Raw genomic sequence first — 25,749 nt, 5'->3', positions numbered from 1 at the left:
AGGGAGCGTCGACAGTCATGCGCAAGATACTCATCGTCGGAGCCGGGCAGTCCGGGCTCCAACTGGCCCTCGGCCTCCAGTCCCAGGGGTACGAGATCACGCTGATGTCCAACCGGACGGCCGATGAGATCCGCGCCGGACGCGTGATGTCCACCCAAGTCATGTTCCACACCGCGCTCCAGCACGAGCGCGATCTGCGGCTGAACTTCTGGGAGGAACAGGCCCCGCGGATCGAGGGCCTGGGCGTGTCCATCGCCGGACCGCCGACCGCCGCGGGCCACGCCCGCGCCGTGGACTGGCTCGGACGGCTGGACGGCCCTGCCCAGTCCGTCGACCAGCGGCTGAAGATGGCGGGCTGGCTGGAGCTGTTCGAGCGGCGCGGCGGCCAGGTGGTCATCCACGGCGCCTCCGTCTCCGACCTCGATGTTTTCGCGAACACCTACGACCTGGTGCTGGTGGCCGCCGGCAAGGGTGAACTGGTCTCGCTCTTCGGCCGGGACGCCGCCCGCTCCCCGTACGACGCGCCGCAGCGCGCACTCGCCGTCGCCTATGTGCACGGCCTTGGGCCCCGCCCGGAACACCCGGAGCTGGATGCGGTGCGCTGCAATCTGGTGCCGGGCGTCGGCGAGCTGTTCGTCATGCCCACCCTCACCAGCTCCGGCCGCGCCGACATCCTCTTCTGGGAAGGCGTCCCGGGCGGTCCCGTCGACGCCTTCCAGGGCATCACCGATCCCTCCGAGCACCTGGCCCGGACCCTGGAGCTGATGGAGCGGTTCACTCCCTGGGAGTACGCGCGGGCCACCAAGGTCGAGCTGGCGGACGCGGGCGCCACCCTGGCCGGGCGGTACACCCCGACGGTGCGCCACCCGGTCGGGGAGCTGCCCGGCGGCGGACGGGTGCTCGGTGTCGCCGATGTGGTGGTCACCAACGACCCCATCACCGGCCAGGGCGCGAACTCGGCCGCCAAGTGCGCCGCCGGCTATCTGGAGAGCATCGTCGAGCACGGCGACCGGCCGTTCGACGCCGACTGGATGCGCCGGACCTTCGACCGCTACTGGGCGACCGCGCGCCATGTCACCAAGTGGACCAACGCGATGCTGGCCCCGCCGCCGGAGCACATCGTGCGGCTGCTCGGGGCGGCGGGTGAGCTGCCCGAGGCCGCCCGGCGGATCGCCAACGGCTTTGACGACCCCGCCGACTTCGAGCACTTCTTCTACGAGCCGGAGCGGACCGCGGCCTATCTGGACGAGCTCAGCGCTTCGTCCGCTTGAGCGGCCCCGGGCGTACCGCGCCCTGCACCGGATTGGTGGCGAGCGCGGAGAGCTTCACCACCTGGCCGGGCCGCGGCGCCTGCACCACCTGGCCGTTGCCCGCGTAGATCGCCACATGGCTGGCGCCCTTGTTGTAGATCACCAGATCGCCGGGGCGCAACCGCTGGAGGGAGACCCGGGGGAGCTGCCGCCACTGCTCCTGGCTGGTGCGCGGAATGGTCCGCCCCGCATGAGCCCACGCCTGGGAGGTCAGCCCCGAACAGTCGAAGGAGCTGGGCCCCTCCGCGCCCCATACATACGGTTTGCCGATCTGGTCGAGCGCGTAGTTCAGGGCCCGCTGCCCGGCGGTGGCGGATGTCGTGGGGGACCCTCCGGAGGACGGTGGTTTCTGGGTGGTGCCGCCACCGCCTGCCGCCGAGCCCCCCTGGCCCGTGCTGTTCTGGCCCGTGCTGTTCGGGTCCGGGGTGGTCCGACCGGGGGCGGACGGTCCGGCGGCGCCCGCGGGGTTGTTGCCTCCGGTGCCGAGGGCACCGGAGGAGACCAGCTTGCGCTGGGCCTCGTCGGTCTCCCGGCGCTCGCGCTCGGCCACCTCGGCGATCTGGCGGGCGGTCAGCGACGCCAGCTTCTTCTCGATGCTGGTGAGCCGCTTCTTCACCTTGTCGCGCTGCTTCTTCCGCTTCGACGCCAGGGACATCTGCTTGTCCAGGGCGGTACGGGCGCGGGTGGCGAGGTCATCGGCCTTCCGCTCACTCTTGGACAGGCGTTCGACCAGGGTGGCTTCACGGCCCGCGGCCCGGGTGAGCTCGCGGCCCTGGTCGGCGGCGTCGTCCGGGTGGGCGCTGAGCAGGGTGAGCAGAAAGCCGTAGGAGGAGAGCCGGCTGTGGCCCTGGTACTGCTCACGGGCCAGCCGACCCGCCTCGGCCTTGCTGTCGGCGAGCCGGGTGCGGGTGCGGGCGAGGTCGGCGTTCAGTTTCTTGGTCTTCGCCCGCTGCTTGCGCAGCTTCTCCTCGGTCGCGTTGTACGCCTCGGTCGCCTCCTCGGCCTTCTGATACATCGTCCTGAGCTGCGTCAGCAGCTCGGCGACGGACCCGTCGGCGGGTCGGGTCGGGGCGGCCTGCGCCGTGGCTCCCGCGACGGGCGGCACCAGTGCGGCGGCTGCGGTGATCGCCGCCGCGCAGACCGAGCCCACGATTCGTCCTGACACGTGCTCACCTCCGGCTTCTGAAAACCGTCTTTCGACTTCCAGATCAGCAGGATCGTGGCATGTTGGTCGTATCTTCAGGACAATTGTGGGCGGGTCGGGTCAACACGGTCACCCGTCCGGTGGTCCGGTCACCGCCGAACGGCCCTGGCCCGGTGGACACCCACGGACCCCGTTTCACCGCCGCGGTTTCCACTGGCGCATCGGGAACACTTTCGCAGGAGCGTCAGGTCGGGGTGTCAGCCCGGCTTGGACCACGGCCACTTCAGCCCGCCGCGTGCCTTGCCCTCCGGGTCGTACTCGTACCGCCAGCCCCGGATCACACCCAGCCGCTTGGACACTCCCGCCGGAACCCGGCGGTAGACATGCACCGTCGGCGGTCCGCCCGCCTCGTCCTCCACCGGGACCTCGTAGGTCTTCGGCGGCTGTCCGGTGGCGCCGACCATCACCTTCAGCACCCGGCCGTCCAGCGGCCCGCCCACGAAGGGCGTCTCCTCGCTTCTCACCGGACCAGTCTCACAGCGGCGCTCACAGCAGATGCGCCGCCTCACCCACCACGGGCAGCATCCGGCGCACCAGTACGCCGACCGGTCCCTGCGCGGGCTCCAGCGCGAGCGCGGCCCGTGTCACCGCCGCCGTCTGCGGATCGCAGGCGGCGGTCGCGCACAGCATGGACACGAAGTGGTCCACCAGCCAGTCGCGCAGCTCCTCCGTCGGCAGCTGCTTATGCTCGTCCAGCCAGACCAGCGAGGCCGCCTCGACCGCCGTGATCCAGGTGCGCACCATCATCCGCAGCCGTGGGCTGGGCTCCTCGACCGCCAGATGCAGCAGGATCTGCTCGGCCCCCGCCCGCCGTACCTCGTCGACGATGGCGTTGGTCTGCGAGGTCTCGGCCACGCTGCCGCTCTGCAGCAGTGCGCTGAACCCCGTGTCGTGCTCGTCGACAAAGGCGAGATAGCGGTCCAGCACATGGCGCAGCCGGGCGCTGAGCGGACCACTCTGCGGCTCTTCGAAGCACCGCTCCAGCTCATCGGCCGCGTTGCGCAGCACCGCCTCGTACAACTGCTGCTTGCCGCCCGGGAAGTAGCGGTAGACCAGCGGGCGGGAGGCGCCCGCGGCCGATGCGACATCGTCCAGCGACACATCCTCGGGCGCGCGACGGGCGAAGAGATCCAGGGCGGCGGCGATGAGTTCGGCCCGCCGCGCCTCGACGCTGAGCCTGCGGTAGGTCCCGCGGCGTGCGACGGCCGGACGGTCCGCTGCCGGGGGTGCTGCCTCCGGGCGCGCCGGGGCGGTGCCGCTGCCTGTCGTCATGTCTGGCAGCGTAACCGCCCCGGTCCGGGACGCGAGGGTGCGGGGTGCGGGCACGCTGGATTACGCCAGCAGCCCCGAGCTCCGCCACATCCGGCGGCCCGCTCCGCGCAGCACCCCGATGTCATCGAGGAAATCGGTCAGCCGCTTGGCGCCGGTCTGCATCACCTCGCGCCGATGGCCGCTCGCCCGCACCTGGGCCACCGCCTCCCGCCGGTCCAGGCCCACGTCCGTGTACACCCGGGGGTTGATGAACGCCCGCGCGAAGACCCGCGCGAACTCGCCCGCGCTGAGCCGGGTCAGCTCCTGCTCCCAGCGCGGAGCGGTCACCATCTGGCGGCGCAGCTCCTCGCGTGCGTACCGCACATGGCGGGCTTCCTCCACCACATGGATCCGGGTCACCCCGCGGACCAGTGTCTGCACCCGGTCATCGGGGAAGGTCAGCCGCTGCATCCAGTCGAGCACTTCCTCGCCGAGCAGCGTGGCGGTGAAGGAACCGGGTGTGGTGGAGACCGTCTTGAAGAACCGGGCCAGATTGTGGTGCAACCGGGACACCGGATAGTCCCCGACACCACCCTTGTTGATCAGCCGCGCGAACATCATCGAGTGGCGGCACTCGTCCGCGATTTCGGTGAGCGCGTAGCGCACATGGGCGCTGGTGGCGGGCTTGTCGTAGATATGCCGGGTGAGCAGCTGCATCAGGATGACCTCGAACCATATGCCCAGCGACAGCAGCGCGGCCCCCTCGTGCTTGGACAGCAGAACGCGCTGCTCCTCCGACATCCGCCGCCACATCGGGGTGTCGTACAGGGACACCAGCTCCGGCGGCCAGTACCACTTGTCCGGCTCGAACGGGGCGTCCCAGTCGAGCTCCTGGTCGGGGTCGAAGGAGTGCTTGGCGGAGGACTCGAGCAGCCGCTGCGCCACCCGCTCCCGATCCTTGATGAGCCCGAGCGCGTCCCGGAGCGCGGGCGGTTCGGTCGTGGTCGTCATCGCTGAGGGCACCTCGCTGATGGCTCGGACACGGCGCCGTGTCATCTCCTGACCGGCGAACTCCTCTTATGAGACTGCGTGTCAGCAAGCGCGTCAATCCCTTGCGGAGGTGTTGTTGACCGTTCGGTCAAGCGCGTGTGAGCCTGCCGAAAAAGCATCCGTTCACGGGGGAGCGAGGTGAAGGAGGCGTCGGTGTCGACGCATGAGCGCTACGCGATGGATCCCGGGAACCCGACGTGGCAGGTGCCGGCCACCGGTTCCGCGCGCTTCAGCTGGGAGTACGACGACCATCGTGCCCGGCTCCTCGCCCTCTACCAGAAGGGCAAGGACAAGCAGTGGGACGCCACCAAGCGGATCGACTGGGACCTGGAGGTGAACCCTGACGACCCGCTGGGCACCCCCGACGAGGCCCTCGCCCTGTACGGCACCCGGTACTGGGACCGGATGTCCGAGAAGGAGCGTGGGGAACTGCGGCGCCATGTCGCCGCCTGGCAGTTCAGCCAGTTCCTCCACGGGGAGCAGGGCGCGATGGTGTGCGCCGCCCGGATCGTCGAATCGGCACCCGACCTCGACGCCAAGTTCTACTCCGCCACCCAGACCATGGACGAGGCCCGCCACGCCGAGCTGTACGGACGCTTCCTCCACGAGAAGATCGGGATGCTTTACCCGATCAACGACAACCTCCAGGCCCTGCTGGGCGACACCCTCCGCGACTCCCGCTGGGACATGGCCTACCTGGGCATGCAGGTGCTCATCGAGGGCCTGGCGCTCGCCGCGTTCGGCGTCCTCCGGGACACCACCGACCAGCCGCTGCCGCGGCAGCTCCTGGCCTATGTGATGCAGGACGAGGCCCGCCATGTCGCCTTCGGCCGGATGGCGCTGCGCGACTACTACCGCCGGCTGACCGACGCGGAGCTGCGCGAGCGCGAGGAGTTCGTGATCGAGGGCTGCTATCTGATGCGCGACCGGCTGCGCGGGGTCGAGGTGCTGGAGAATCTCGGCATCCCGAAGGCCGAGGCCGAGGAGTTCAGCGAGCGCTCGCCCTATCTCCACATGTTCCGGAAGCTGCTGTTCAGCCGGATCGTGCCGTGTGTGAAGGACATCGGGCTGTGGGGCGAACGGCTTCAGCGGGCCTATGTCGACATGGGCGTGCTGGAGCTGGGCGACAGCGATCTGGACCTGCTGATGAGCCAGGACGAGGAACTCGCCGAACACCTCGACGCCGAGCGCTTCGCGGCGGAGGAGGCGGCCCGCGCCAGTGAGGTGGCGGAGGCGATCGCGCAGGGCGCGGAGGGCGACTGACGGCGGTGGGCGGCGGCCCGGGGGCGCCTGGGACCGGACGGGTGGGCACCGCATGGCGACACGCGGACGGGGGGCACCGCGTGGCGGGGACGTGACACCGTCAACACCACCCTGTGACACGGCCCTTGTTACCTTCGTGATCAGTGCCACCGGGAAATACCGAGGTCATTGGGGTGATGTCGGTCCGGTGGCATCTGTAGTGCAACGGAACGGCCAAAGGGTGCTCTCCACGGCGGTGGGGGGCACCCCTTTGCGGAACGGCCGGAGGATGATGGTGGTGTGCGGATTCGAACGAGCACCATCGAGGACCTTCCCGTCCTCCAGGAGATAGAGCGTGCGGCGGGGCTGTGCTTCCGGGACGTCGGCATGGACGAGGTCGCCGACGACGAGCCGCTGAGCCTGGCCGAGCTGGGGTGCTACCAGCGCGCGGGGCGGGCCTGGGTCGCGGTGGACGACACCGACCGGGCGATGGCCTATCTGATCACCGATCCCGTCGACGGCAATGTGCACATCGAACAGCTCTCGGTCCACCCGGACGCCGCCGGGCGCGGTGTGGGACGTGCGCTGATCGACCACATCGCGGCGCGGGCCGCGGCCGAGGGCGTACCGGCGCTCACCCTGACCACCTTCGTGGACGTGGTGTGGAACGCCCCGTACTACGCGGCGCGGTGCGGCTTCCGGGTGCTGACGGAGGGCGAACTCACCCCGGGGCTACGGGAGATCCGCCGCAGCGAGGCCGAACACGGTCTGGACCGATGGCCGCGGGTGTGTATGCGCAGAGAGGTGTCCCCGGGCCGCGCCGCGCCCGCCCCGCCCGGCGGCTGACCCGGACGGCGGGGCCGCGGTGACGCTCGCCCGGGGCGAGGGCGGGAGCCGGGTAGCACCGGGCCGGGCGTGACGCGGGCGCCCGGCCCCGGGCGTGACCGGGGCCGGGGGCGTTGGCCTATGGCCGCGGTGTCCTATGGCCGCGGTGTCCTGTGGCCGCGGTGTCCTGTGGCCGCGGCGTCCCCAAGGTCTGATGGCCGCTGCCTCAGGGTCTGATGGCCACGGGTCAGGCCCCGGACAGCGTCCGCAGCCGCTCGGCGATCGTCTTCACCACGGCGGGTGCCTGGTCGTTGAGGTAGAAGTGCCCGCCGGGAAACACCTGGTACTCGAAGCTTCCGGTGGTGTGCCGCTGCCACGCCCGCACCTCGTCGATGGTCGTCCTCGGGTCGGCATCCCCGGTCAGCGCGGTGACCGGGCAGCTCACCCGCTGCCCGGGGGCACAGCGGTAGGTCTCGATGGCGTGGTAGTCGCCCCGGATCGCGGGCATTGCCAGCCGCAGCAGCTCCTCGTTCCGGAACACCTCCCCGTCCGTCCCGTTCAGCCGCCGCAGTTCGCGCACCACCCCGTCGTCGTCTCGCTGGTGCACGGTCTCGGCGCGCACGGTGGACGGCGCGCGCCGCCCGGAGACGAACAGCACGGCGGGCGTCACCCCGGCCCGCGCCTCCAGGCGCAGCGCCACCTCGTACGCGAGCGTCGCGCCCATGCTGTGCCCGAAGAGCGCCAGCGGCCGGTCGAAGATCCCGGACCGCTCCTGGACGGCGGCGACGACGGCGTCGGCGAGCTCGTGGAGATCGTCCAGACACGGCTCCCGGTGGCGGTCCTGCCGCCCGGGGTACTGCACCGCCTGCACCTCGACCGACGGCGCCAGGGCCTTCGCCACCGGGAGGAAGTAGCTCGCCGACCCTCCGGCGTAGGGGAAGCAGAGCAGCCGTATCGCGCTGTCCGGGGCCTCCTCGTACCGCCTGAGCCAGGTGTCGGCGCCGCGGGCGATGCTCGTCATGGTGAACGGTTCCTTCCGCCGAGGGTTCGCGGGACCGGGATCCACCGGTCTTCCGTACCGACCACGGCCTTCGTATCAGGAACCCCCTAACGTGCGGCTTGAGCGGCGGGACAGGTCAGGCCAGGTGGACGGGGCGCGCAGGTGAGACCCTGAAACCAGGGGACTGGTCTTCGGGAGTGGGTCCGATGGCAGTGAGCATGCACGTGGTCTGGAGCAAGACCGAGCCGGGGCGCGTCATCTATGAGACGCACTCGATCGAAACGATCACCGACGGCGAGGGTGTACACGCGACGGTCGACAGCCACACGTACGAGATCTCCGTCCGCAGCCGCGCGCAGGCGGAGTCCATTGCGGACGAGGAGGGATACGAGCTGTTCCGCAAGGGCGAGGCATGGGAGAGCCTGCCCGAGGAGGAAGACGCGGAATGAGCACACGGTGCGGGGCCCGGGGGCGCCGCACCGTGTGCTGATTCGTGTGTTCCGGATGTTGGGGCCCCGGCTGCCGGGGTCGGCTAGCGGCCGTGGGTCAGCAGGAAGTCGACGTCCCGGGCCTCCGCGGGCTCCGCACCGCCGACCGTGACCGGCCGGGTCGACGGTGCGTAACCGCCCGCCACCACCGTGTAGTGCTCACCGGTGAGGCCCTCGAAGCCGAACGCCCCGTCCTCGCCGGTGATGAACTGCCCGACGACGTCCCCCGAGGAATCCAGCAGCGAGACCCGCGCGTCCTCCAGCGGCCGCCCGCCCCGTCCGCGTACGGTGCCGCGGACCCGGGCGGCGGGCCGCAGCTCCGCGTCCACCCGCACCGGCTCGCCACCGGTCAGCTCCACCTGGGTGGCATGCGGACGGTGTCCGTCGGCGGCCAGGGTCACGGTGTACGTCCCGGGGGCCAGCTCCGGCAGCGTGAACTCGCCCTTCTCGTCGGCCGTGGCCGCGCCCGCCACCGCTCCGTCGGGTCCGGTCGCGGTCACGGTCGCCCCGGCCAGCGGCTCCCCGCCGGTGGTCCGCGCCGCACCGGTGAGCCCGGTGCCGCCACCGGTCAGCCGCAGATCGCAGACCACCGGCTGGTCCGCCACCAGCAGGGTGGCGGCCTGCGGGCGGTGGCCGGGGGCGGAGCCGATGAGGACGACGTTCCCGGCGTCGGGGACGGCGACGCGGTAACGGCCGTCGTCGCCGCTGGCCGTACGTCCGAGCTGCTGACCGCCGGTGTCGATGAGGGTGATGGCGGCGTCGATGAGCGGAACGTCGCCGGGGCCGAGGACGCGGCCGTGGACGAGGCGGCCGGTGAGGGGCTCGGGCACGACGGGCCCGGCCTCCGTCTCCGCCTCTGCCTCCGCCTGGGTCTCGATACCGGCCTTTGTGTCGGCCTCGTCGGCATCGCTCACGTCCCGCGGCTCGGAGGCGGCCGCGGGGTTCCCCGGAGCGACGGCGGTCCGGTGCCGCGCGGGCAGGAGGAGGGCGATCAGCAGACCAGCGACCGCGGCGGCGCACGCCACGGCGAACGACGTCTTGAACCCGTCCGTGTTCGGCAGCGGAACACCGCCGAAGCTGGTGGTCCGGTGCGCCAGGATCACACCCACCACCGCGCTGGAGGTGGACATGCCGATGGACCGCATCAGGGTGTTGAGCCCATTGGCCGCCCCCGTCTCACCGGCCGGAACGGCACTGATGATCAGGGTCGGCATGGCCGAGTACGCGATCCCGACACCGACACCGAGCGCGGTGGACAGCACCACGATCTGCCAGACGTGGTCCATCATCACGGTGCCCGCGCCGTAGGTCGCGGCGATCACGACCAGCCCCAGCATCAGGGACACCTTGGGGCCGCTCGCGGCGTTGATCCGCGCGGACAGCGGGGAGACGACCATCATCGCCACGCCCATCGGCGCCACGTACAGCCCGGCCATGACCATCGACTGGCCGAGCCCGTAGCCGGTGGCCTCCGGCAGTTGCAGCAGCTGCGGGAGGATCAGCGACATCGCGTAGAAGGAGAAGCCGACCATGATCGAGGCGAGGTTGGTCAGCAGCACCTGACGGCGTGCGGTGGTGCGCAGATCGACCAGTGGGTTCGTGGTGCGCAGCTCGATCAGGCCCCACAGGACCAGGATCACCACGGAGGCCCCGAACAGCCCGAGGGTGGTGCCGCTCGCCCAGCCCCAGTCGGCGCCCTTGGTGATCGGCAGCAGCAGGCAGAGCAGTCCGGCGGACAGACCGATCGCGCCGATGAAGTCGAAGCGGCTGGGGGTGCGGACGCTGGACTCCGGGACGACGGCCAGCACCAGCGCGATCGCGACCGCGCCTATCCCCGCGGCCCCGTAGAACAGCACATGCCAGTTGGTGTGCTGGGCGACGAACGCGGCGGCCGGAAGCCCGAGCGCACCGCCGATCCCCAGCGACGAACTCATCAGGGCCATCGCGGAGCCCAGCTTCTGCGGCGGCAGCTCGTCCCGCATGATGCTGATGCCGAGCGGGATGGCGCCCATCGCCCCGCCCTGGATGGCACGTCCGACCACCATCACCACAAGGTCGGAGGTGACGGCGCAGGTCAGCGAGCCGATGACCAGCAGCGCCAGGGCGACCATCAGGATCCGGCGCTTGCCGAACATATCGCCGAGCCGCCCCATCACGGGGGTGGCGACGGCGCCCGCGAGCAGCGTGGCGGTGATCACCCAGGACGCGTTCGAGCTGGTGGTGTGCAGCAGCTGGGGCAGATCGGTCACCAGCGGGACGACCAGCGTCTGCATCACCGAGACGGCGATACCGCAGAACGCGAGGACGGCCACGAAGCCGCCGCCGACCTCGCGCGGAAGCGGCGAGCCCGGCGACGCGGCGCTCTGAGGCTCCTCGACGCGGGTGGGGGCTGACTGGGGCATGCGGGTGCCCGCCTCCAAACAAGTTCACGGGACAACGAATGATGTGCATCCTACACACGATGTGTACGATGCATATTGCCAAGGAGGAGTACGGGGGCGGTGAGGAGGAAGCGTGCTGGAGCGACTGGAACGCGAGCTGATGCTGGTCGCCCGATGCCATGTGTTCACGCCCCGGGAGCGCAAGGCCGCGGGGGCGGCCGGCGCCGACGGAGCCGGCGCCGGCGGAGCTGGTGGGACCGAGGCAGGGGTGGACCGGTGCGGCCCGGACCGCCTGGACCGCTCCGCGTATTTCCTCCTCTCCCGGCTGGACGCGGAGGGCGCGATGTCCATCGGCCAGCTCGCCGACGCGTTCCACCTGGACGTCTCGACCGTCAACCGCCAGACCGGAACCCTGGTCCGCAGCGGCCTCCTGGAGCGCATCCCGGACCCGGACGGCGGCCTCGCCCGCAAACTCCGCGCCACCACCCTGGGCGCCGACCGCTTCACCGCCGAACGCGACCGCCGCCGGGCCGCCCTGGCCGGGATCCTGGAGGGCTGGGCGGAGGAGGAGGTGGCCCGCTTCGAGGAGATGCTGACGCGGTTCAACCGCGAGGTGGAGACGCGCGAGGGCCGCGCCTGGCCACGTGAGGACGACAGGGCGGACGACACGGCGGGTGTGTAGGCGGGTGTGTAACGGGCTGGAATGCGCGCACTCGGCCGTACGTTCAGGTGAGTACGGAACGCACTGAGCGCGGAAAGCACCGTGTGCGGAACGCACTGAGTGCGGAACCATCCGAGGAGTCCGAGAAATCCGAGAAATCCGAGGAGGACGTGGTCATGTCGACCCACGCACCCCACCCCACGACCGGCAGTGGCAGCGGCGGGCACCGCGTGGATGTGGTCCGCGGCTCGCAGCGCGTCAAGGTCACGATCGACGGCCAGGCCGTCGCCGAGTCCAACCGCCCGCTGCTCGTTCATGAGACGGGTCTCCCGGTGCGCTACTACCTGCCACCGGAAGATGTGGACCTGACCCTCTTCGAGCCGACCGACACCACGACCACCTGCCCCTTCAAGGGCGAGGCGGCGTACTGGACGTTCATCGGCGCGAAGAGCGGAGGCGAACTGCGACCGGATGTGGTCTGGGCGTATCCGCAGCCGACCGACGCGGTGGCGGAGATCAAGAACCATCTGTCGTTCTACGACACGGTCGCGGAGATCACCGTGGAGGAGTGACGACGGTCGTCGGCCGTTGTCACCCCAACAGGGGCCTTTCGCGGGCTCGGCGCCGGGAACGGCTGTCGCGTGCACTTCCACGCGTACTTGTGGCTGGGCGAGAAGGAACTGTTCGACAGGGAGGCGCGCCGCCGCCTGCCGGACCGCCCCCGGCCGCCCGTCACAGCGGAGGACGAGGAGTACTACCGGTCGCTCGTCGAGACCTTCCGGCGCTCCGAGCTGCCCCCGATGGAAACGGCCCACTGGCTGCTCAAGTCACCCCGCGCGATCCGCGCGACCTTCGAGGAACCGAAGGACGCGGCGGCCTGGCTGGGCCGCGAACTCACCGAACACGCCCCCGGCTTCCTCTCCCAGCAAGAAGCCGACACCGCCCGGCTGGCCCGCCTGGTCACCACGGCCGCGGAGCGCCTGACCCACGGCGGGGACATCTCGTTCGGCTTCTACCTGGGCCGTTCGTCCTTCCTCTCCCTGGCCCTGGTCACCTGCTCCCCGAACCACACCGCCCCGGAGTTGCCGTGCCCGCGGGGCGGTTCGTCGGCTACCTCTCCCAGTGGATGGTGACGGGGCCGTCGGGGAGCCGGTCGGCGCCGGGGCATTTGAACCAGTCCTGAGCGAGGTCGCGCGCCGCCTGCGCGGTGAACGCGGACAGGGCGCGAAGCCCCTTGGTCGACTTGTTGGGTTCGCCGCTGGCCCTGACGTTGCTCTGCACCACGGAGGCGTAGGTACCGACGACGAGGCGGTCCTTATCACCTACTGGAGCTGATGACGCGCAGGAGATGGAGAGGGAGATCTCTCCCTCGTCGGACAGATATCCGTAGGCATCTCCGAGGGAGGCCGGAATCCCTTTGCTCTGGATGCGTTCGCGGGAAGACTTCTCCGTGCCGTGAGAATAGACGACAAGCGCATCTTGGTCACCGACCTTGAGTTGGCAACTGCCGCCGGGGCCCGTGATGGTGAACCCGACTTCTTCCTCCTCGATTTCATCACCTTTAGTGGGAAGCAGCGGTGCGATCTCCCTTCCGGAGATGCGGTCCTTGCAGACCCGTGTGGGGACTCTGATGGCATCCTCCGAGCGTGCGGAGGTGATGGCCCACCATGTCCCGGCACCTATGATCACCAGGGCCAGGGCGGCGGCTAATGCTCTTCCGTGACTATTCAATGAACTGAACGGCATATTCAAGAACGGCCCTCTTCCCTGGGATACTTCATTCGATGGTGGCGTCGTAGACATCGTCGGCGGCGCCCTCGACGCCAGGGCTGCAAGGGTCAAGTCCGGCCTTTTTTGCCGCACTCAAGAACGCTCGCTTGGCTGCCTGCGCCGTCCGTTCGCGCTCATCTTTCAGGTACGCCCCCCGGTTCTCCTCGACCTGCCGGGCTGCTTCTTCCGGATCCTTGAATTTATGCTCGAGGACTGACTCACGGATGTCCTCGGTGGCCCAGCCGACGATGTCTCCGGCAATTGGAACGTAGCCCGTGCCGAGGTCGAGGAACCGTCCGACCCACTTGTCGGTGTTGGTCAGTTTCTCGTTGTACTCCTCGGCCTTCTCGACACTGTCATCGGCGGCGGCGATGGCATCGGCCCGCCCCTCGGCGGCGATGTCGGCAATCCTGCCGCCGGGCTGCGAAGCTCTCGCGCCGACCTCTCCAAGGCTCTCGTCATCGGTGCGCTGTGCGATTGCCTCGCGCATAGCCTCGGTTGTCACTGCTTGTCGTGCGTGAGTGATGGTGGAGTACGCCTCAGGGTCCTGTGCGGCAGTCCCCAGGAAAGTGTCCAGTACGCGTGTCCCTTTGGCTCCCCCGAAGTCAGCGGGCGCCCCCGTGTCCTTGAAGTAGCCACTCTCATCCCCACCCGCATACACCCGCTGAATATCGTGCATGTACTCCGCCGACATATTGCCCAGACTCCCCGCGATCGGCGCGAGCTCCCCCTCCCCCTTGAAGAGGTCAGGGTTCGCCGCCACCTTCTTCGCCACGGTGCTGAACAACTCGGCCTGCTCCAGAGTGTGGTCCTTCGCGGGGCCGGCGCTGTCGTACGGCCGCCCGGATGTCGCGGACTCCAGCGCATGGCCCAGCGCTTCCTTGCCGTAGTCCGCGCCCTTGGCGCCCACGCCGAAGATGTCCGTCGCCTCGTCCGCGACCCACCAACGATGGTTCTTCCCCTCCTTGTCACCGAGGAAGTAGTCCAGATTGCGGAGCTTCTCGAGCCCGTCATCCTTCCCGCCACCCGTGGACCCGTGGAAGAACTCCGTCGACGCCTCGGGGCTGTGGCCGAGACCTTCGAGGAGTCCCGGAATGGGATCCCACCCGAGGCCGCCCTTCTTGTCGAGATTGAGGCGGTACTCCCGCTCCCCGCCGGGCCTCTCGGCCCACACCCACTCGTTCGGGTTCTTGCGGTCCAAGGTGACCATGTCCTGCGCAATGGGGACGAGGAAGTCCTTGTCGTACTTCCCGTGGCGCAGCAGGGTGGAGAGGACCTGATAGCCACGGACACCATCGACCCTTCCCCACGGATCGGACGGCAGATACCCCTTTCCTACCCTCTTCAACTCGCTCACCCATGACTTCCCGAGATAGTCCTTGTCCTCGCGAAAGGCGGTGTTGGGGTCGTCCCTTCCGCTCGGGTGTCGGGTCGCCGTCGCCAATGCCTCGCCCATGCTGACCTGAATGCTGTGGGCCAGTTTGAATCGCGCCTTGTCGCCATCCGCCGGGGCGCCGAGCGCGATCTGCTCCTGGAAGCTCAAGGCGTCCCTGGGGCCCAGTGACCGGTAGAAGTCGACGGCGAACTCACGGTCCTTGTAGTTACCCGCGAGCAGCTGCTTGAGCTCGGCCAACTCTGTCTTGTTGAGCTGGTCCTCCCACGCCTTGCCGGGTTTGAGGGCCTGCCTGGCCAGCTCAACGGCCCGCTTCGCCTGCGCGTCATCCAGCGAATCGTATGTCGTGTGGCCGAAGTTGTGGCTGTCACCGCCGTGGATCTTCTTCAGCGCACGGGTCACGGAATTGTCGATCTCGTCCGCCTGCGCGATGAGAGCGTTGATCTTGCTCTCCAGGGCCTCCCGCGCATCGGCCTGTTTCGGCGTCTCCTGGTTCGTGTCCCCTCGCTGTCCCACAACCACGCACGAAACCGTACCGTCGTCCAGTCCGGTCACTCGGATGTGCCATTTCTTGGCCTCGACGTCCACGGCTGTCTTCAGAACCGACTGGATCTTCACCAAGTCCGTATGCGCGTCCCGGAGCATGCTCCAGATGGCTTTCGCCTCGGCGTGCGCGTCCCGGAATTCCTTCCCGGTCTTGCGGACGAACGGCCGGGTGACATCGGCGGTCAGACCCGCCCAGCGCGCCGCTTCGGACTGCTTGACCAAGCCGTCCTTGGCATCCGTGGCCAGCGTGTCCAGTTGGTCCACCATCTCCTTCCAGTCGTCGGCCGCCGTGCCGAGACTCTTGAAGGAGACGTGATAAAGGTCGTCAAACGTCAAACGGGCCATGGTCGTCCGCCCCCTCTACCGGTAGTAGCGGGAGATCTCGGAAACCGACACGGCGCTTCCGTTCCGATGCGTCAGGGAAGCGCCGATCTCTTTGTCCGTATGGGATTGCGACTTCTTCGTGTAGTCGAGACCGTTGGAGATATGAGCGCACGCCTGGAGCAGCGTCTTCAGTTGGTCGTTCCACATCGTGGCCATGGTGGTGAGGGCATCACCCATGCTGAAGTGGTGCGCGCCGAGCGCACTCGCGGCCTTGGCCGTCGCGCCGTCGTCCTTCGCCCCACGGGTCATATCGCCCGCCTTCTTCAGGCGGGCGTGGAGTAAGAACGCCTCATGGCCGACCCGCCCCAGATCGTCCTGGCGCACCACCAGATCGCCCGAATCCTCGCCCGGTGAGCCTTTCCTCGCGCTGTTGATCCGCATCCGGGACGCCGCCTCGGCACGCAGCCCACTCCATTCCCCATCGAATGACACGCTCTCTCCCCAAGGTGCGTCATGAACATGAAGTGACGTACAGCTTAGGGGAGTTGACAGCGAGTACGGATGCATGAAGGTCGGTGTGTCACCGAGAAGCGGTAAGTGGCAGGCCGGCTCCTTGACGCTGCGGTTCAGGTGGTCAGCTGCCCGACCGCCTTGCCCGGTCACCCTGACCGCCGTATAGGGGACCGGGCGGTGAAGGAGCCGCGCAAGCTGCGGGCGAGCCAGGTGCGGCTGGGCCCGGCGAAGTCGGCGACGCCGGTGTGCGGCAGCCGGTAGCGGCCAGGCGGAGGTGGAAGTCCCGGCCCGGGACATGACCGCAGCGGACGGCGTTCGCCGTCACCCGGGCCGTTCTCCCGATGGGCGACGGGCAGCGCACGCGCTGTGTTCCGGGACCGACCGTGGCCACGCTACCGTCGTGCCTGTTGGGCGGGTGCTTGACGGGCGTCCGCCGACGTACCCGTGAAACTGCTGCCCGAGGAGACCAGATGGCACGAGTGAACTTACGTGCCGCCTTCATGAGCGGTATGGAGTCCACCGTCGCCGCCCAACAGGTGTTCACCAACCGGATTGACGAGGTGGCCGCGTTCGACCGGTCGCTCATCGGGCTTCACCAGGCCCTGGACGATGCAGACGTCTCACCTGTCGTCGACCGATTGCAGGGGCGTCACAACGTCCTGACGTTCTACGGGGTGGGTGGCATCGGGAAGACAACTCTCTCGCACGAGTTGGAGCGACGGCTCCTCTCGGACGCCCGAGCCGAGGGCAGGGAGGACGTCGTGTCCATACGGGTCGATGTCTCCGAGGACGGCGCCTCCGACATCGAGAGCCTGCTCCTGCGCCTGCGGGCAGGGCTGGGACAGCTGGGCAACCGCTGGCCGGCCTTCGACCTGGCCCTGGCCTCCTACTGGGCTCGCGCCCACCCGGGGGAGACGTTGCAGGAGTTCCTGGACGCCTCGCCCGCGATGCGGCGCGCGGCGCGCAGTGTCGGCCTGAGCGAGCAGATCGCGGGGAGCGTCGGGCAGGTCGTCCCCGCGGATGTGGGCGGTGTGGCGGGGCTCGCGCACCGCGCGGCGCTGGGCACCTACCGGGCCATCCGGGACCGGGTGCGGGAGGGGCGACTGCTGTCCGAGTGCGAGCTCTTCGCCGAACTGGTCGAGGCGGACGCCGACTACGAAACTCTGTCGTTCTTCCCGTATCTGCTGGCCTGGGATCTGGAAAGGCAGCCGGGCCGCCGGGGGCGCCCCGCCAGGCGGCCCACGGTGTGCGTATTCCTCGACACCTTCGAGGTGCTCGGCGGCCGGAGCGACCGCACGGCAGAGCGATTCATACAGCGATGCGTCTATCTGATGCCGAACGCCCTGTTCGTGAACACCGGCCGGAACCGCATCGACTGGGCGGACAACCGGGCGAGCGGTGAGCTGGACTTCACCGGACCGGAGCGCTGGCCGTACCTGCACTTCGGCAATGACACGGCCGAGCCGCGCCAGCACCTCGTGGGATACCTGTCGGACTCCGATGCCGACAGCTATCTCCGTGAGGCGCTCACCCGGGACGGCGAGCCGGCAATGCCGGCCGGAGTACGCGAGCGCATCATCTCCGGCGGCCAGGGGCTGCCGCTGTATCTGGATCTTTCGGTCTCGCACTTCGTCGAGCTGCTGGCGCGCGGTGGACAGCCGTCGGTGGACGACTTCGGGGGAACGTTCACCGCCGTCGCCACCCGGTCGATCAGGGACCTCCCTCAAGAGGAGCGCGATCTGGTCCGTACGGCGGCGCTCATCGACAGGGCCGATGCCGGAATGCTGCGGGCAGGTCAGCCCTCCCTTCCGGACGGTTGCGTGGGGCGTTTCCTGCGGCGTCCGTTTCTGACGCACGACGACGCATACGAGCTTCCGTACACCTTGCACGCGGCGCTGCGTCACGCCATCGGCGAGGCCGACCGGCAACTCCCGGACGGCTGGTCGGACCGCGATCGCAGCGAGGTCGCCGCCAGGCTGCTGCGCTGGCTGGGGGAGCGGCTGGGGTCCTCGGCCGGGCGTGCCGCGACCGCACAGGTCCTTGCATCCGGCCTCAAGTTGTCGGGCGGCTACGGAGTCTTCGACGACTGGATGGCGCGGGCCACTCAGCGGCTGGTCGAGGCGGGGCAGTGGACGGAGATCGGAGCGGGGCTTGCCACCGGTGCCGCGGGGATTCCGGAGTTCCGGGCGATCCGCGCCGCGATCCAGGGCGTCCAGCTGCGCCGGGCCGGGCGCGCCCAGGAGGCGATCGGGGTCCTGGACGGCGCTGACGCGGGCCTGGGCCCCGGCAGCCTGACGGCACATCTGGTACGCCTCCACCACGCTCACGCGCTGCGCAACCATGGCGACTACACGAGGGCCGCGGAGATCTACCAGGGCCTGCTGGGAGGAGAGTTCGAAGCTGCCGCGCGCTACTGGCTCTCCGACTACGACTATCTCAACGGGCGCTTCGGCACAGCCCTCGCCACCCTACGGGAGCAGCAAAGCCGCAACGCCGCGGACGAGGGTGAACGGCTCCGGCTGATCGGCCATATCTTGCGGGTCAACGCACGCTTCGGCGAAGCCACCGACGCCTATACCGAGGCGATCGCCCTGGCCCGCGAGGAGGGACTGGCCGCCGCCGAGGCGAAGGCCCTGGCCAACCTGGCCCAGACGGCTTGCTGGTCCGGGGACACGGACACGGTGTCCGACGCGGCGGACCAGGCTCGGGAGCTGCTCGACCTCGTGCCCAACCCCGTTGAACTCGTCAAGATCCGTTCCGCCGAGGCGGTCGCCCATGCGATGTCCGGGGACCCCGCGGCGGCCCGGGAAGCGGTTGGCGACACCCGTCGTCTGACGGACGGGATCGGCTACCGGGGTGGCCACAACCTGGCAGATGTGGCCGAGATCCTCCTCGACGTTCTCGCCCGTGACCACGACGGTGCCCGGCGTACGCGCTCCGCCCTCGACGAACGTACGCGCACCTCGGGCGGCAACACCTACTGGGTGCCCATCGTGACCTCCTGGACCGACGGTGCCGACATGGCGGCGGAGTGCGCTCCCGCTGTCGACTGGGTCGATGGCCCCGCCGCGTCGCTGGGCCGCTGGGCAGCGGTGGTGACCCCCCGATGACGCGGTCGGGCCGTGGCGCCGCCGGGCCGGCGGACAGGCCACGGCCGACCGAGCCCCGCGAAGAGACCGGAACAGCACGAGAGGGCAGGGCTTCATGAGTGACCTGGTACGGATCGGCCTGGTCGGGGTCGGGACCATCGCGGAGACACACCTCCAGGTCCTCGCCGAACAGCCGTGGGTCGCCCTGGAGTTCACCGTCGATCCGAAACACACGGAGTCACCCGTCTTCCGGGGAACGAAGCCCCCTCACTACGGCGATCTCGCCCACGCCCTCGAAGCGCATCAGCCCGACCTGATCGTGATCGCCACTCCCACGGGCACACACGCGGACCTGACCGTCCAAGCCCTCGCCCTGTCGTCGGCCCGGGTCCTGGTCGAGAAGCCCCTTGTCCATGATCTGGCCTCCCTCGCCCGGCTGCGTTCCCTGGACGGGTCGGCCGATGTGCGGGGCCGCGTGTTCACCGCGCACCATTTCGCCTTCTCACCCGAGGTGCGCTGGGCCTCGGATCAGCTCGCCGGACACTCCGAATGGGGGCCCATCACCGGTATCACCTCAGCGTTCTACGACCCGTACATCATCCAGGGCGAGCAGGCATTCGCTTCGTACATCTCCAGCTGGATGGACACCGGGGTGAACCAGCTCAGCATGCTCGCCCGCTTCGTCGACCTCACGGCGCTCACCTCTGCCCAGCAGACGGACGGCGGCGCCAGTGCCTGGTACACCTGCGAGTATCGCTCCCGCGACGCGGTGGGCACGGCCCGGCTGCGCAGCAGCTGGCTCACCGGCTCCAGCAGCAAGGAGACCACCCTCGTCTTCGGCCACTCCGGAGTGGAGGTCTGGATCGATCACACGGCCATGACCGGCTTCGCCGCCCAGGACGGCAGACTCCTTGCCGCGTACGGCAGTGACGGCCGGACCCCTCGGAAGGTCGCCCACTACCGGCCCCTCTACGAGAGCCTGTTGTCCGGTCGGCCCGACCCGGTCCTCAGCTTCGACACCGCCACGACCATCACCGAGCTGCATCTGGCGACGCCGCCGCCTCACGACGGCGTCTGACAGACAGAGCCATACGCCGCAGCGGTGGGGAACGAGGAAGCCGCCCGCCGAGGAAGCCTGGGCCTCACCGCCCCCCGAGCTGGTCCCGCCAGCGGACGAACTGGGCCGTGGGATCGCCGGTGTAGAGCCACGGGGCCATCGCGGCGCGGTTGTCGAGGAGGCGGAAGACCTGGGCGGCCTCGTCGTACATCGTCGTGAGGACGAGAGCGTGCGCCAGCAGGTTCAGGTCGGCGACCAGCGGGGCATGCGCGGGGGGCCGGATGTGGGCCAGCCACTGGTGGAGGGTGAAGCGCAGATCGTGATGAGCCACGTCGTTGTTCCAGTGGAAGGTGAGCCCGGGTGCGTCCTGCCCCTGGAGCCGGACGATATGGCGGAAGTGCTCCACCCGGGCGGCCTGGGTCAGTACGGGCAGCGGTGAGCCCGGGGGAGCGGTGGCGGCGCTGTCGCGGGCGAAGTTGTACATGTCGCCGTGCGATCCGTGCCAGCGGGCGGACAGATGGCGCAACGCCTGGTGGTGCGCCTCGCGGTTGCCCGGGTCGCGGTGCAGGACCTCCCGCCACCACCGCCACACCTCCGGGTGCCCGTCGCCGTACAGCCGGGCGAGGGTGAGCAGGGAGATCCAGGGCAGCGGATCGGCGGGTGCGGCCTCGGCCGCGTACCAGCACACCTGGCGCACCCGCTCCAGGGCCGTGCGGTCGATGCTGTCCTCGCACGGATCCCCGGCCCCGGCCGCGGCTGCCGCCGCGAACGCCCGGGCCACCTCGGTCTCGGCGCGCATCACCAGCGCGTCGGGGTTGTCGGGTTCGGCCGACTGCCAGCTCTCCACGGCCCGTCCGTCGCACGCCGTCTCCGCCAGCACCCGCGCCCGGAACGTCCGCAGCCCCCAGGCACCGTAACTGTCGCGCAGCAGATCGCGGGTGGACTGCCAGCGGCCGATCAGGAGGTCCTGGCGCGCCGTGGACAGGGTCATGTCGTGCGCGGCCGGATCGAAGCTGGGCGGTTGAGGGGCACGTTTGCGGGCCACGGTGGGTTCCTTCGGGACGACTCGGGGTCGGCGCGGTCGGGATCGGGCGTGCGGGCGGTTCACCCGCCGGGAGAGCCGCCGGGGGAGCTGACGGGAGAGCCGCCGGGAGAGCCGACGGGAGTGCCGTCGCCCTCAGAGGTCCGTGAGCATGCCCCCGCCACGAGGGCCCGTGTGCGCGGTCTCCAGACCCGTGCCGAACTTGTCGTCCATCTCCTGTGCCACCCGGGCGTCCAGCCGCGGCCCGCGCCGGTAGAAGGGCGTCCCGGACATCCAGTAGTACGCCATCGGCAGCAGACCGAGCCCCAGCGCGCCCAGCCCCACGGCCAGTGTGGTGGTGTCCAGGGTGGGGAGGGACTTCCAGAACACCCAGCTCATGAAGACGGCGCCCGCCAGCGGCCACACCCCGACGAAGAAGAAGGTGCCGAAGGACCGCAGCAGCAGCTTGCGGTAGGCGACGACCACGGCGAAGCCCGCGAGGGCGTAGTACACACAGATCTGGAGGCCCATCGCCTCCAGCGCCGACGACATGATCGTGCCAACGGAGCCGAGTGCGTTGGAGCCGATGAACAGCGCGAGCGCGACCACCACGACGGTCGCGGTGGCCACCCAGGGCGTCCGGCGGGTCGGATGCGAACGGCCGAGCGCCGCGGGGAGGGTGTTGTCGCGGCCCATGGCGAACAGCGACCGGGTCACCTGGATGAGCGTGGTCTCCAGGGTGGCGACGGTGGAGAGGATCACCGCAAGGATCATGGCCTTGCCGCCCCAGCCGGGCAGTACGGCATCGCCCAGCAGGGTCAGGATCTGGGTGTCTCCGTGGTCGATCTGGCGGGCGGTCAGCACAGTGTTGACCGCGATCGTGATCATCTCGAAGATCAGGAACGCCATGACCACACCGAGCAGCCCGCCCAGACCCGAGGTGCGCCGGCTGTTGCGGGTCTCCTCACTGAGGTTGGCGGTCACATCCCAGCCCCAGAAGTAGAACGCCGCCAGCAGCGCGGCGGCGGCGAAGCCCTGGGCGCCGTCGAAGTGCCCGAGCCCGAGCCACGACCAGTCGAAGGCCCGCCCCGCGCCCCCGCGGACGAGCGCGACGACGCCGACGAACAGCAGGATCGCCAATTCGACGCCTGTCATGATCCATTGTGCGTGCGCGGTGATCCTCGCCCCCATCACCACCAGCCCCGCCATCAGCAGGAACCAGCCCGCCCCGACGGCCGTGGCCAGCGGTGTGCTGTCGGCGAGGTCCGGGGCGAACAACGAGAGGGTGGCGGTTCCGGCGGGCAGCGATCCGGCCACCATGAACACGGTGGCCGACACCACCAGCGCCCACCCGCTGAGAAACCCCAGCGCGGGATGGAGCGTCCGGCCCACCCACGAGTAGCTGGCTCCGGCGTTCACATCCACCCGCCCCAGGTAGCTGAAGGCGAACGCGATCCCCAGCATCGGTATCGCACACCACAACAGCGCGGCGGGGCCGGCGGATCCGGCGGTCGCGATGAGGGCGGTGGTGGTCGCGGCGAGGGAGTAGGCGGGCGCGGTACCGGCCACCGCCATGACCAGGGCGTCGAACCGGCCGAGGACGTCCGAGGCGAGGCGGTGGTCGGGGACGGGACGGTGGTCGGGGACGGGACGGCTGTCGGAGGGGGTGGCTGCGGACTGAAAGCTCATGAGTGTGGACTTTCGGGGCGAATTCGGCCTTGCGGCCTCGCGAAGGGGAAAGGACCAACTTCGAGCGACAGGACACGGTGGTGCCGCGGAGCTCACCGGGGTCGAGGGATCAGAAGTGGCTGAATCCGAACCCTGGGCGGCCGAATGTTATCAACACGCATGACTTTTCGCAGTGTTGTATACATAGAAGGAAGTTACTGGAAGGTATGTCTGGTTCATTGGGGAATGGGGGTGGGGGGTGGTGGACAGAGCGTCACCCCCGGCCCGGGAGGGCCTCGCCGTGCCCACCGGTCAGCCGATCGCCGCCTGCATGATCCGCTTGGCGATCCCGGCCGCCTGACCGTCCCCGCCCTGACCGTCCCCGCCCTGACCGTCCCCGCTCTGGCCGTCCTCCACGACCACCGCGACCGCCACCCGCTTGCCGCCGCCCCCACCGCTCCGCGCGTACGAGGTGAACCAACGGGTCTGCGCCTCGGTCGTACCGCCGGCGGTACCGCCGTGGGCCGTGCCGGGCTGGCCGCCGAGGTCGGCGCCGCTGACACGAGCCGCTCGGCCCGCGCCCCGGGCGATGACGTCCGCCATCGCCGAGCGCAGCGCGCCCGCCGTCTTCGCGCTCACCACCTGGGTGGTGGCGGGGTCCGAGCCCTTGCGCAGGGTCTTGCCCTCGGCGTCCGTCACCCGCGAGACCAGGTGGGGCGCGACCAGCTTGCCGTCGTTCTCCAGCGCCGCCGACACCATCGCCAACTGGAGCGGGGTCGCCTTCACATCGGCCTGACCGAGGCCGGAGAGCGCGGTGTGGGCCCGGTCCGCGCCGCTCGGGTACGCGCTTTCGGCGGCCTTGACCGGCACCAGGAGTTCTTCGTCGTTGAACCCGAACTTCTCCGCCATGCGCCTCAGCTTCTTCTCCCCGAGGTCGGAAGCCAGCTTCGCGAAGACGGTGTTGCAGGACTCGCGCAGTGCGACCCGCAGGCTGACGTTCTTGCAGTGCCCCGTGCCGCCCTCGTTCCGTACCGCCGTGGCGGTGCTCGGGAGGGTGTACGGCTCGGGGCTCTCCGTGGCCTCGTCGATCGAGTCGTACAGACCGTTCTCCAGCGCCGCCGCCGTCACCACCAGCTCGAACGTCGCGCCCGGTGAGTAGGTGTTCCTCAACGCGCGGTTCAGCAGCGGGGTGTTCTTGTCGCTGTTGGCCTTTTTCCAGGCCCTCAGGTCGTCGCCGGTGCTCCCGGAGAACGTCGACGGGTCGTACGACGGCGTGCTCACCATCCCGAGGACCTCGCCGTTCGACGGATCGATGGCGACGGCCGCGCCCTTGGCGTCCCCCAGAGCCTCGTACGCCGCCTTCTGCACCGCCGGATCCACGGTCGTGACGACGTTGCCCGGAGCCTTCAGGCCGTCCTCCGTGCCGTTGAGAACGCCCTGGTACAGCTTTTCGATCCCGGCGGCGTCGAAGGACTGGGACGCGTAGCCGGTCACGGGGTAGTAGAGCGCGCCGTCGGTGTACGTGCGCTTGTACGGGAAGCGGTCGCTGTCGGTGTGCTGCGAACCGGTCACCGGCTTGCCGCCCACGATGATGTTGCCGAGGGGGCGGTCGTAACGGGGGGTCGCGCTCTTCTTCGCGCTCCCCTTCCCGCTCCCCGTGGAGCCGCCCTTGGCGCCGGTGCCCTTGTCCGTACCGTCGTCGCCCGTGAGCTTCGCGACGGTGAACACGGTCCCGCCGATCACCGCCAGGGCAGCCAGCACCGCCAGCGTGACGCGCGCCCGGGACCGCTGTGGCGTCCGGGCGGGAGGCACGGGAGGCACCGGAGGCACCGGAGGCACCGGAGCGTACGGCGCGTGGGAGGGAGGCGCGGGCGAGGCGCTGGGCCGGGCCACGGCGGGTGAGGAGTGCGGAACACGGGGGTCCGGAGAACGGTCCTCGGCGCCCCGGGGGCCGGGAGGCCGCACACCCGGTGTCCGGCTGTCCGGTGTCCGATCGCCCGGCAAGTGACTCTCTGGGGCCGGGGCCGGGGCCGGGGAGGCGGGGCCTGGCGCGTCCGGCCGCCGCCGCTCCTGCTGGGCCACATGCCCGGCCACCGCCTCGGGCAGCCACCCCCGGGAGTCGCGCTCCAGCAACCCTTCACCGGCCAGCTCCCGGCAGATCTCGATCACCTCGGCGGGCGTCGGGCGGTCTCCGGGATCCTTCGCCAGACAACGGTCCACCAGTCCGCGCAGCACATCCGGGCAGGCGGTGAGGTCCGGCTCCTCGGCCACGATCCGGTACAGCAGCGCGTGCGACGGGCCCTCCCCGAAGGGGTGCGCGGCGGTGGCGGCGAAATGGGCCAGCAGGCCGAGGGCGAAGACGTCCAATGCCGGGGTGACATCCCGTCCCGCGATCTGCTCCGGCGCCATGTACCCGGGCGTGCCCAGCCGTACGTCCGGCCCGGTCAGCGCCGTGGCGTCCATGGCACGCGCGATACCGAAGTCGATGACGCGCGGCCCGTCGGAGGCCAGCAGCACGTTGGACGGTTTCAGATCACGGTGGATCAGCCCGGCCCGGTGGATCGACTGAAGCGCCTCGGCCACCCCGGCCACCAACTGGAGCACGGTGGTCGGCGGCAGTGCCCCGTACTCGTTCACCGCCGTGCTCAGGGCGGGCCCGGCGACGTACGCGCTGGCGAGCCAGGGGCGCGCGCTGTCGGTGTCACTGTCCAGCACGGGCGCCGTGTACGGCCCCTGCACCCGCCGCGCCACGTCGACCTCACGCGCGAACCGTCGCCGGAACTCCTGGTCCTGGGCGTACTCGTCGCGGATCACCTTGAGCGCCACGGGCTGGCCGCCGCGGCTGTACGCGAGATACACGGCGCCCATCCCCCCGACGCCCAGCCTGCCCCGTACGCGATACCCGGCGATCTCTGTGGGCTCGCCCCCGCCCCATGCGTCCACTGGCCTTGTCCCC

The 25,749-nt window shown here is 69.9% G+C and carries 21 protein-coding genes; 9 read left to right on the top strand and 12 right to left on the bottom strand.

What is annotated here, in order from left to right; genetic code table 11:
- Positions 1-17 precede the first annotated feature (17 nt).
- Positions 18-1,271, top strand: coding sequence for a styrene monooxygenase/indole monooxygenase family protein (locus JK363_RS03460; RefSeq protein WP_201871273.1), 1,254 nt, complete (start codon positions 18-20; stop codon positions 1,269-1,271).
- On the opposite strand, the gene JK363_RS03455 is transcribed toward JK363_RS03460, so the two are convergent.
- The 4 genes from JK363_RS03455 to JK363_RS03440 all read right to left on the bottom strand — a co-directional run bounded on the left by JK363_RS03455 (position 1,252) and on the right by JK363_RS03440 (position 4,776).
- Complete coding sequence (locus JK363_RS03455; protein ID WP_201871272.1) at positions 1,252-2,475, bottom strand: C40 family peptidase; 1,224 nt, start codon at positions 2,473-2,475, stop codon at positions 1,252-1,254. The genes JK363_RS03460 and JK363_RS03455 overlap by 20 nt on opposite strands.
- Positions 2,476-2,711: 236 nt before the next feature.
- Positions 2,712-2,978: a DUF8847 domain-containing protein gene (locus JK363_RS03450; protein WP_201871271.1), complete on the bottom strand. Its 267-nt coding sequence runs from the start codon at positions 2,976-2,978 to the stop codon at positions 2,712-2,714.
- A gap of 22 nt (positions 2,979-3,000) precedes the next feature.
- On the bottom strand, positions 3,001-3,786 hold the full coding sequence (locus tag JK363_RS03445) for a TetR/AcrR family transcriptional regulator (protein ID WP_201871270.1): 786 nt from the start codon (positions 3,784-3,786) through the stop codon (positions 3,001-3,003).
- Positions 3,787-3,846: 60 nt separating this feature from the next.
- Positions 3,847-4,776, bottom strand: coding sequence for an AurF N-oxygenase family protein (locus JK363_RS03440; RefSeq protein ID WP_201871269.1), 930 nt, complete (start codon positions 4,774-4,776; stop codon positions 3,847-3,849).
- Positions 4,777-4,992: 216 nt separating this feature from the next.
- Between JK363_RS03440 and JK363_RS03435 the strand changes: the two genes are divergently transcribed.
- Both JK363_RS03435 and JK363_RS03430 read left to right on the top strand, forming a co-directional pair.
- Complete coding sequence (locus JK363_RS03435; RefSeq protein WP_215910509.1) at positions 4,993-6,078, top strand: ferritin-like domain-containing protein; 1,086 nt, start codon at positions 4,993-4,995, stop codon at positions 6,076-6,078.
- 279 nt (positions 6,079-6,357) lie between these two features.
- Positions 6,358-6,903: a GNAT family N-acetyltransferase gene (locus JK363_RS03430; RefSeq protein ID WP_201871267.1), complete on the top strand. Its 546-nt coding sequence runs from the start codon at positions 6,358-6,360 to the stop codon at positions 6,901-6,903.
- Between the two features lie 226 nt (positions 6,904-7,129).
- Here the strand turns inward: JK363_RS03430 and JK363_RS03425 are convergent, their stop codons facing one another.
- Positions 7,130-7,903, bottom strand: coding sequence for a thioesterase II family protein (locus JK363_RS03425; RefSeq protein ID WP_201871266.1), 774 nt, complete (start codon positions 7,901-7,903; stop codon positions 7,130-7,132).
- Between the two features lie 185 nt (positions 7,904-8,088).
- Here JK363_RS03425 and JK363_RS03420 point away from each other — a divergent pair, with 185 nt between their 5' ends.
- A complete protein-coding gene (locus JK363_RS03420; RefSeq protein WP_201871265.1) occupies positions 8,089-8,331 on the top strand; it encodes a hypothetical protein in 243 nt (80 codons plus the stop codon).
- A gap of 83 nt (positions 8,332-8,414) precedes the next feature.
- On the opposite strand, the gene JK363_RS03415 is transcribed toward JK363_RS03420, so the two are convergent.
- Positions 8,415-10,772 carry an MFS transporter gene (locus JK363_RS03415; RefSeq protein WP_201871264.1) on the bottom strand — a complete coding sequence of 786 codons (2,358 nt, stop codon included), beginning with the start codon at positions 10,770-10,772 and terminating at the stop codon, positions 8,415-8,417.
- Between the two features lie 112 nt (positions 10,773-10,884).
- Between JK363_RS03415 and JK363_RS03410 the strand changes: the two genes are divergently transcribed.
- From JK363_RS03410 to JK363_RS03400, 3 genes are all read left to right on the top strand, one after another.
- Positions 10,885-11,433 (top strand): MarR family winged helix-turn-helix transcriptional regulator, encoded by a 549-nt coding sequence (locus tag JK363_RS03410; protein ID WP_307821583.1) that lies wholly within the window; start codon positions 10,885-10,887, stop codon positions 11,431-11,433.
- A 155-nt stretch (positions 11,434-11,588) separates the two neighbouring features.
- The gene (locus JK363_RS03405; RefSeq protein WP_201871263.1) at positions 11,589-11,984 is read left to right on the top strand and encodes a DUF427 domain-containing protein; all 396 of its coding nucleotides are present in this window, start codon (positions 11,589-11,591) and stop codon (positions 11,982-11,984) included.
- Between the two features lie 69 nt (positions 11,985-12,053).
- Positions 12,054-12,545: a hypothetical protein gene (locus tag JK363_RS03400; protein ID WP_201871262.1), complete on the top strand. Its 492-nt coding sequence runs from the start codon at positions 12,054-12,056 to the stop codon at positions 12,543-12,545.
- Here the strand turns inward: JK363_RS03400 and JK363_RS03395 are convergent.
- Genes JK363_RS03395 through JK363_RS03385 form a run of 3 tightly spaced genes read right to left on the bottom strand, consistent with a single transcriptional unit; the run spans position 12,523 to position 15,937 of the window.
- The gene (locus JK363_RS03395) at positions 12,523-13,164 is read right to left on the bottom strand and encodes a hypothetical protein (protein ID WP_201871261.1); all 642 of its coding nucleotides are present in this window, start codon (positions 13,162-13,164) and stop codon (positions 12,523-12,525) included. The genes JK363_RS03400 and JK363_RS03395 overlap by 23 nt on opposite strands.
- Before the next feature lie 25 nt (positions 13,165-13,189).
- Positions 13,190-15,466: a DUF6571 family protein gene (locus JK363_RS03390; protein ID WP_201871260.1), complete on the bottom strand. Its 2,277-nt coding sequence runs from the start codon at positions 15,464-15,466 to the stop codon at positions 13,190-13,192.
- 15 nt (positions 15,467-15,481) lie between these two features.
- The gene (locus JK363_RS03385; RefSeq protein ID WP_201871259.1) at positions 15,482-15,937 is read right to left on the bottom strand and encodes a hypothetical protein; all 456 of its coding nucleotides are present in this window, start codon (positions 15,935-15,937) and stop codon (positions 15,482-15,484) included.
- A 491-nt stretch (positions 15,938-16,428) separates the two neighbouring features.
- On the opposite strand from JK363_RS03385, the gene JK363_RS03380 reads away from it, so the two are divergent.
- Together JK363_RS03380 and JK363_RS03375 are read left to right on the top strand one after the other, a co-directional pair.
- Entirely contained in the window at positions 16,429-19,068 is a 2,640-nt protein-coding gene (locus tag JK363_RS03380; protein WP_201871258.1) for a tetratricopeptide repeat protein, read from the top strand.
- Positions 19,069-19,162: 94 nt separating this feature from the next.
- A complete protein-coding gene (locus JK363_RS03375) occupies positions 19,163-20,125 on the top strand; it encodes a Gfo/Idh/MocA family protein (RefSeq protein WP_201871257.1) in 963 nt (320 codons plus the stop codon).
- Positions 20,126-20,189: 64 nt separating this feature from the next.
- Here the strand turns inward: JK363_RS03375 and JK363_RS03370 are convergent, their stop codons facing one another.
- The 3 genes from JK363_RS03370 to JK363_RS03360 form a co-directional block, all read right to left on the bottom strand.
- Positions 20,190-21,149, bottom strand: coding sequence for a hypothetical protein (locus tag JK363_RS03370; protein WP_307821582.1), 960 nt, complete (start codon positions 21,147-21,149; stop codon positions 20,190-20,192).
- A 132-nt stretch (positions 21,150-21,281) separates the two neighbouring features.
- Positions 21,282-22,814, bottom strand: coding sequence for an APC family permease (locus tag JK363_RS03365; RefSeq protein ID WP_372444703.1), 1,533 nt, complete (start codon positions 22,812-22,814; stop codon positions 21,282-21,284).
- A gap of 291 nt (positions 22,815-23,105) precedes the next feature.
- Positions 23,106-25,736, bottom strand: a complete 2,631-nt coding sequence (locus tag JK363_RS03360) for a penicillin-binding transpeptidase domain-containing protein (protein WP_201871256.1) — start codon at positions 25,734-25,736, stop codon at positions 23,106-23,108.
- Positions 25,737-25,749: the final 13 nt, after the last annotated feature.

Origin of the sequence: Streptomyces coffeae, from assembly GCF_016741875.1 — a bacterium.
GTDB lineage: Bacteria > Actinomycetota > Actinomycetes > Streptomycetales > Streptomycetaceae > Streptomyces > Streptomyces coffeae.
This window is presented reverse-complemented; position numbering and strand designations above follow the sequence as displayed.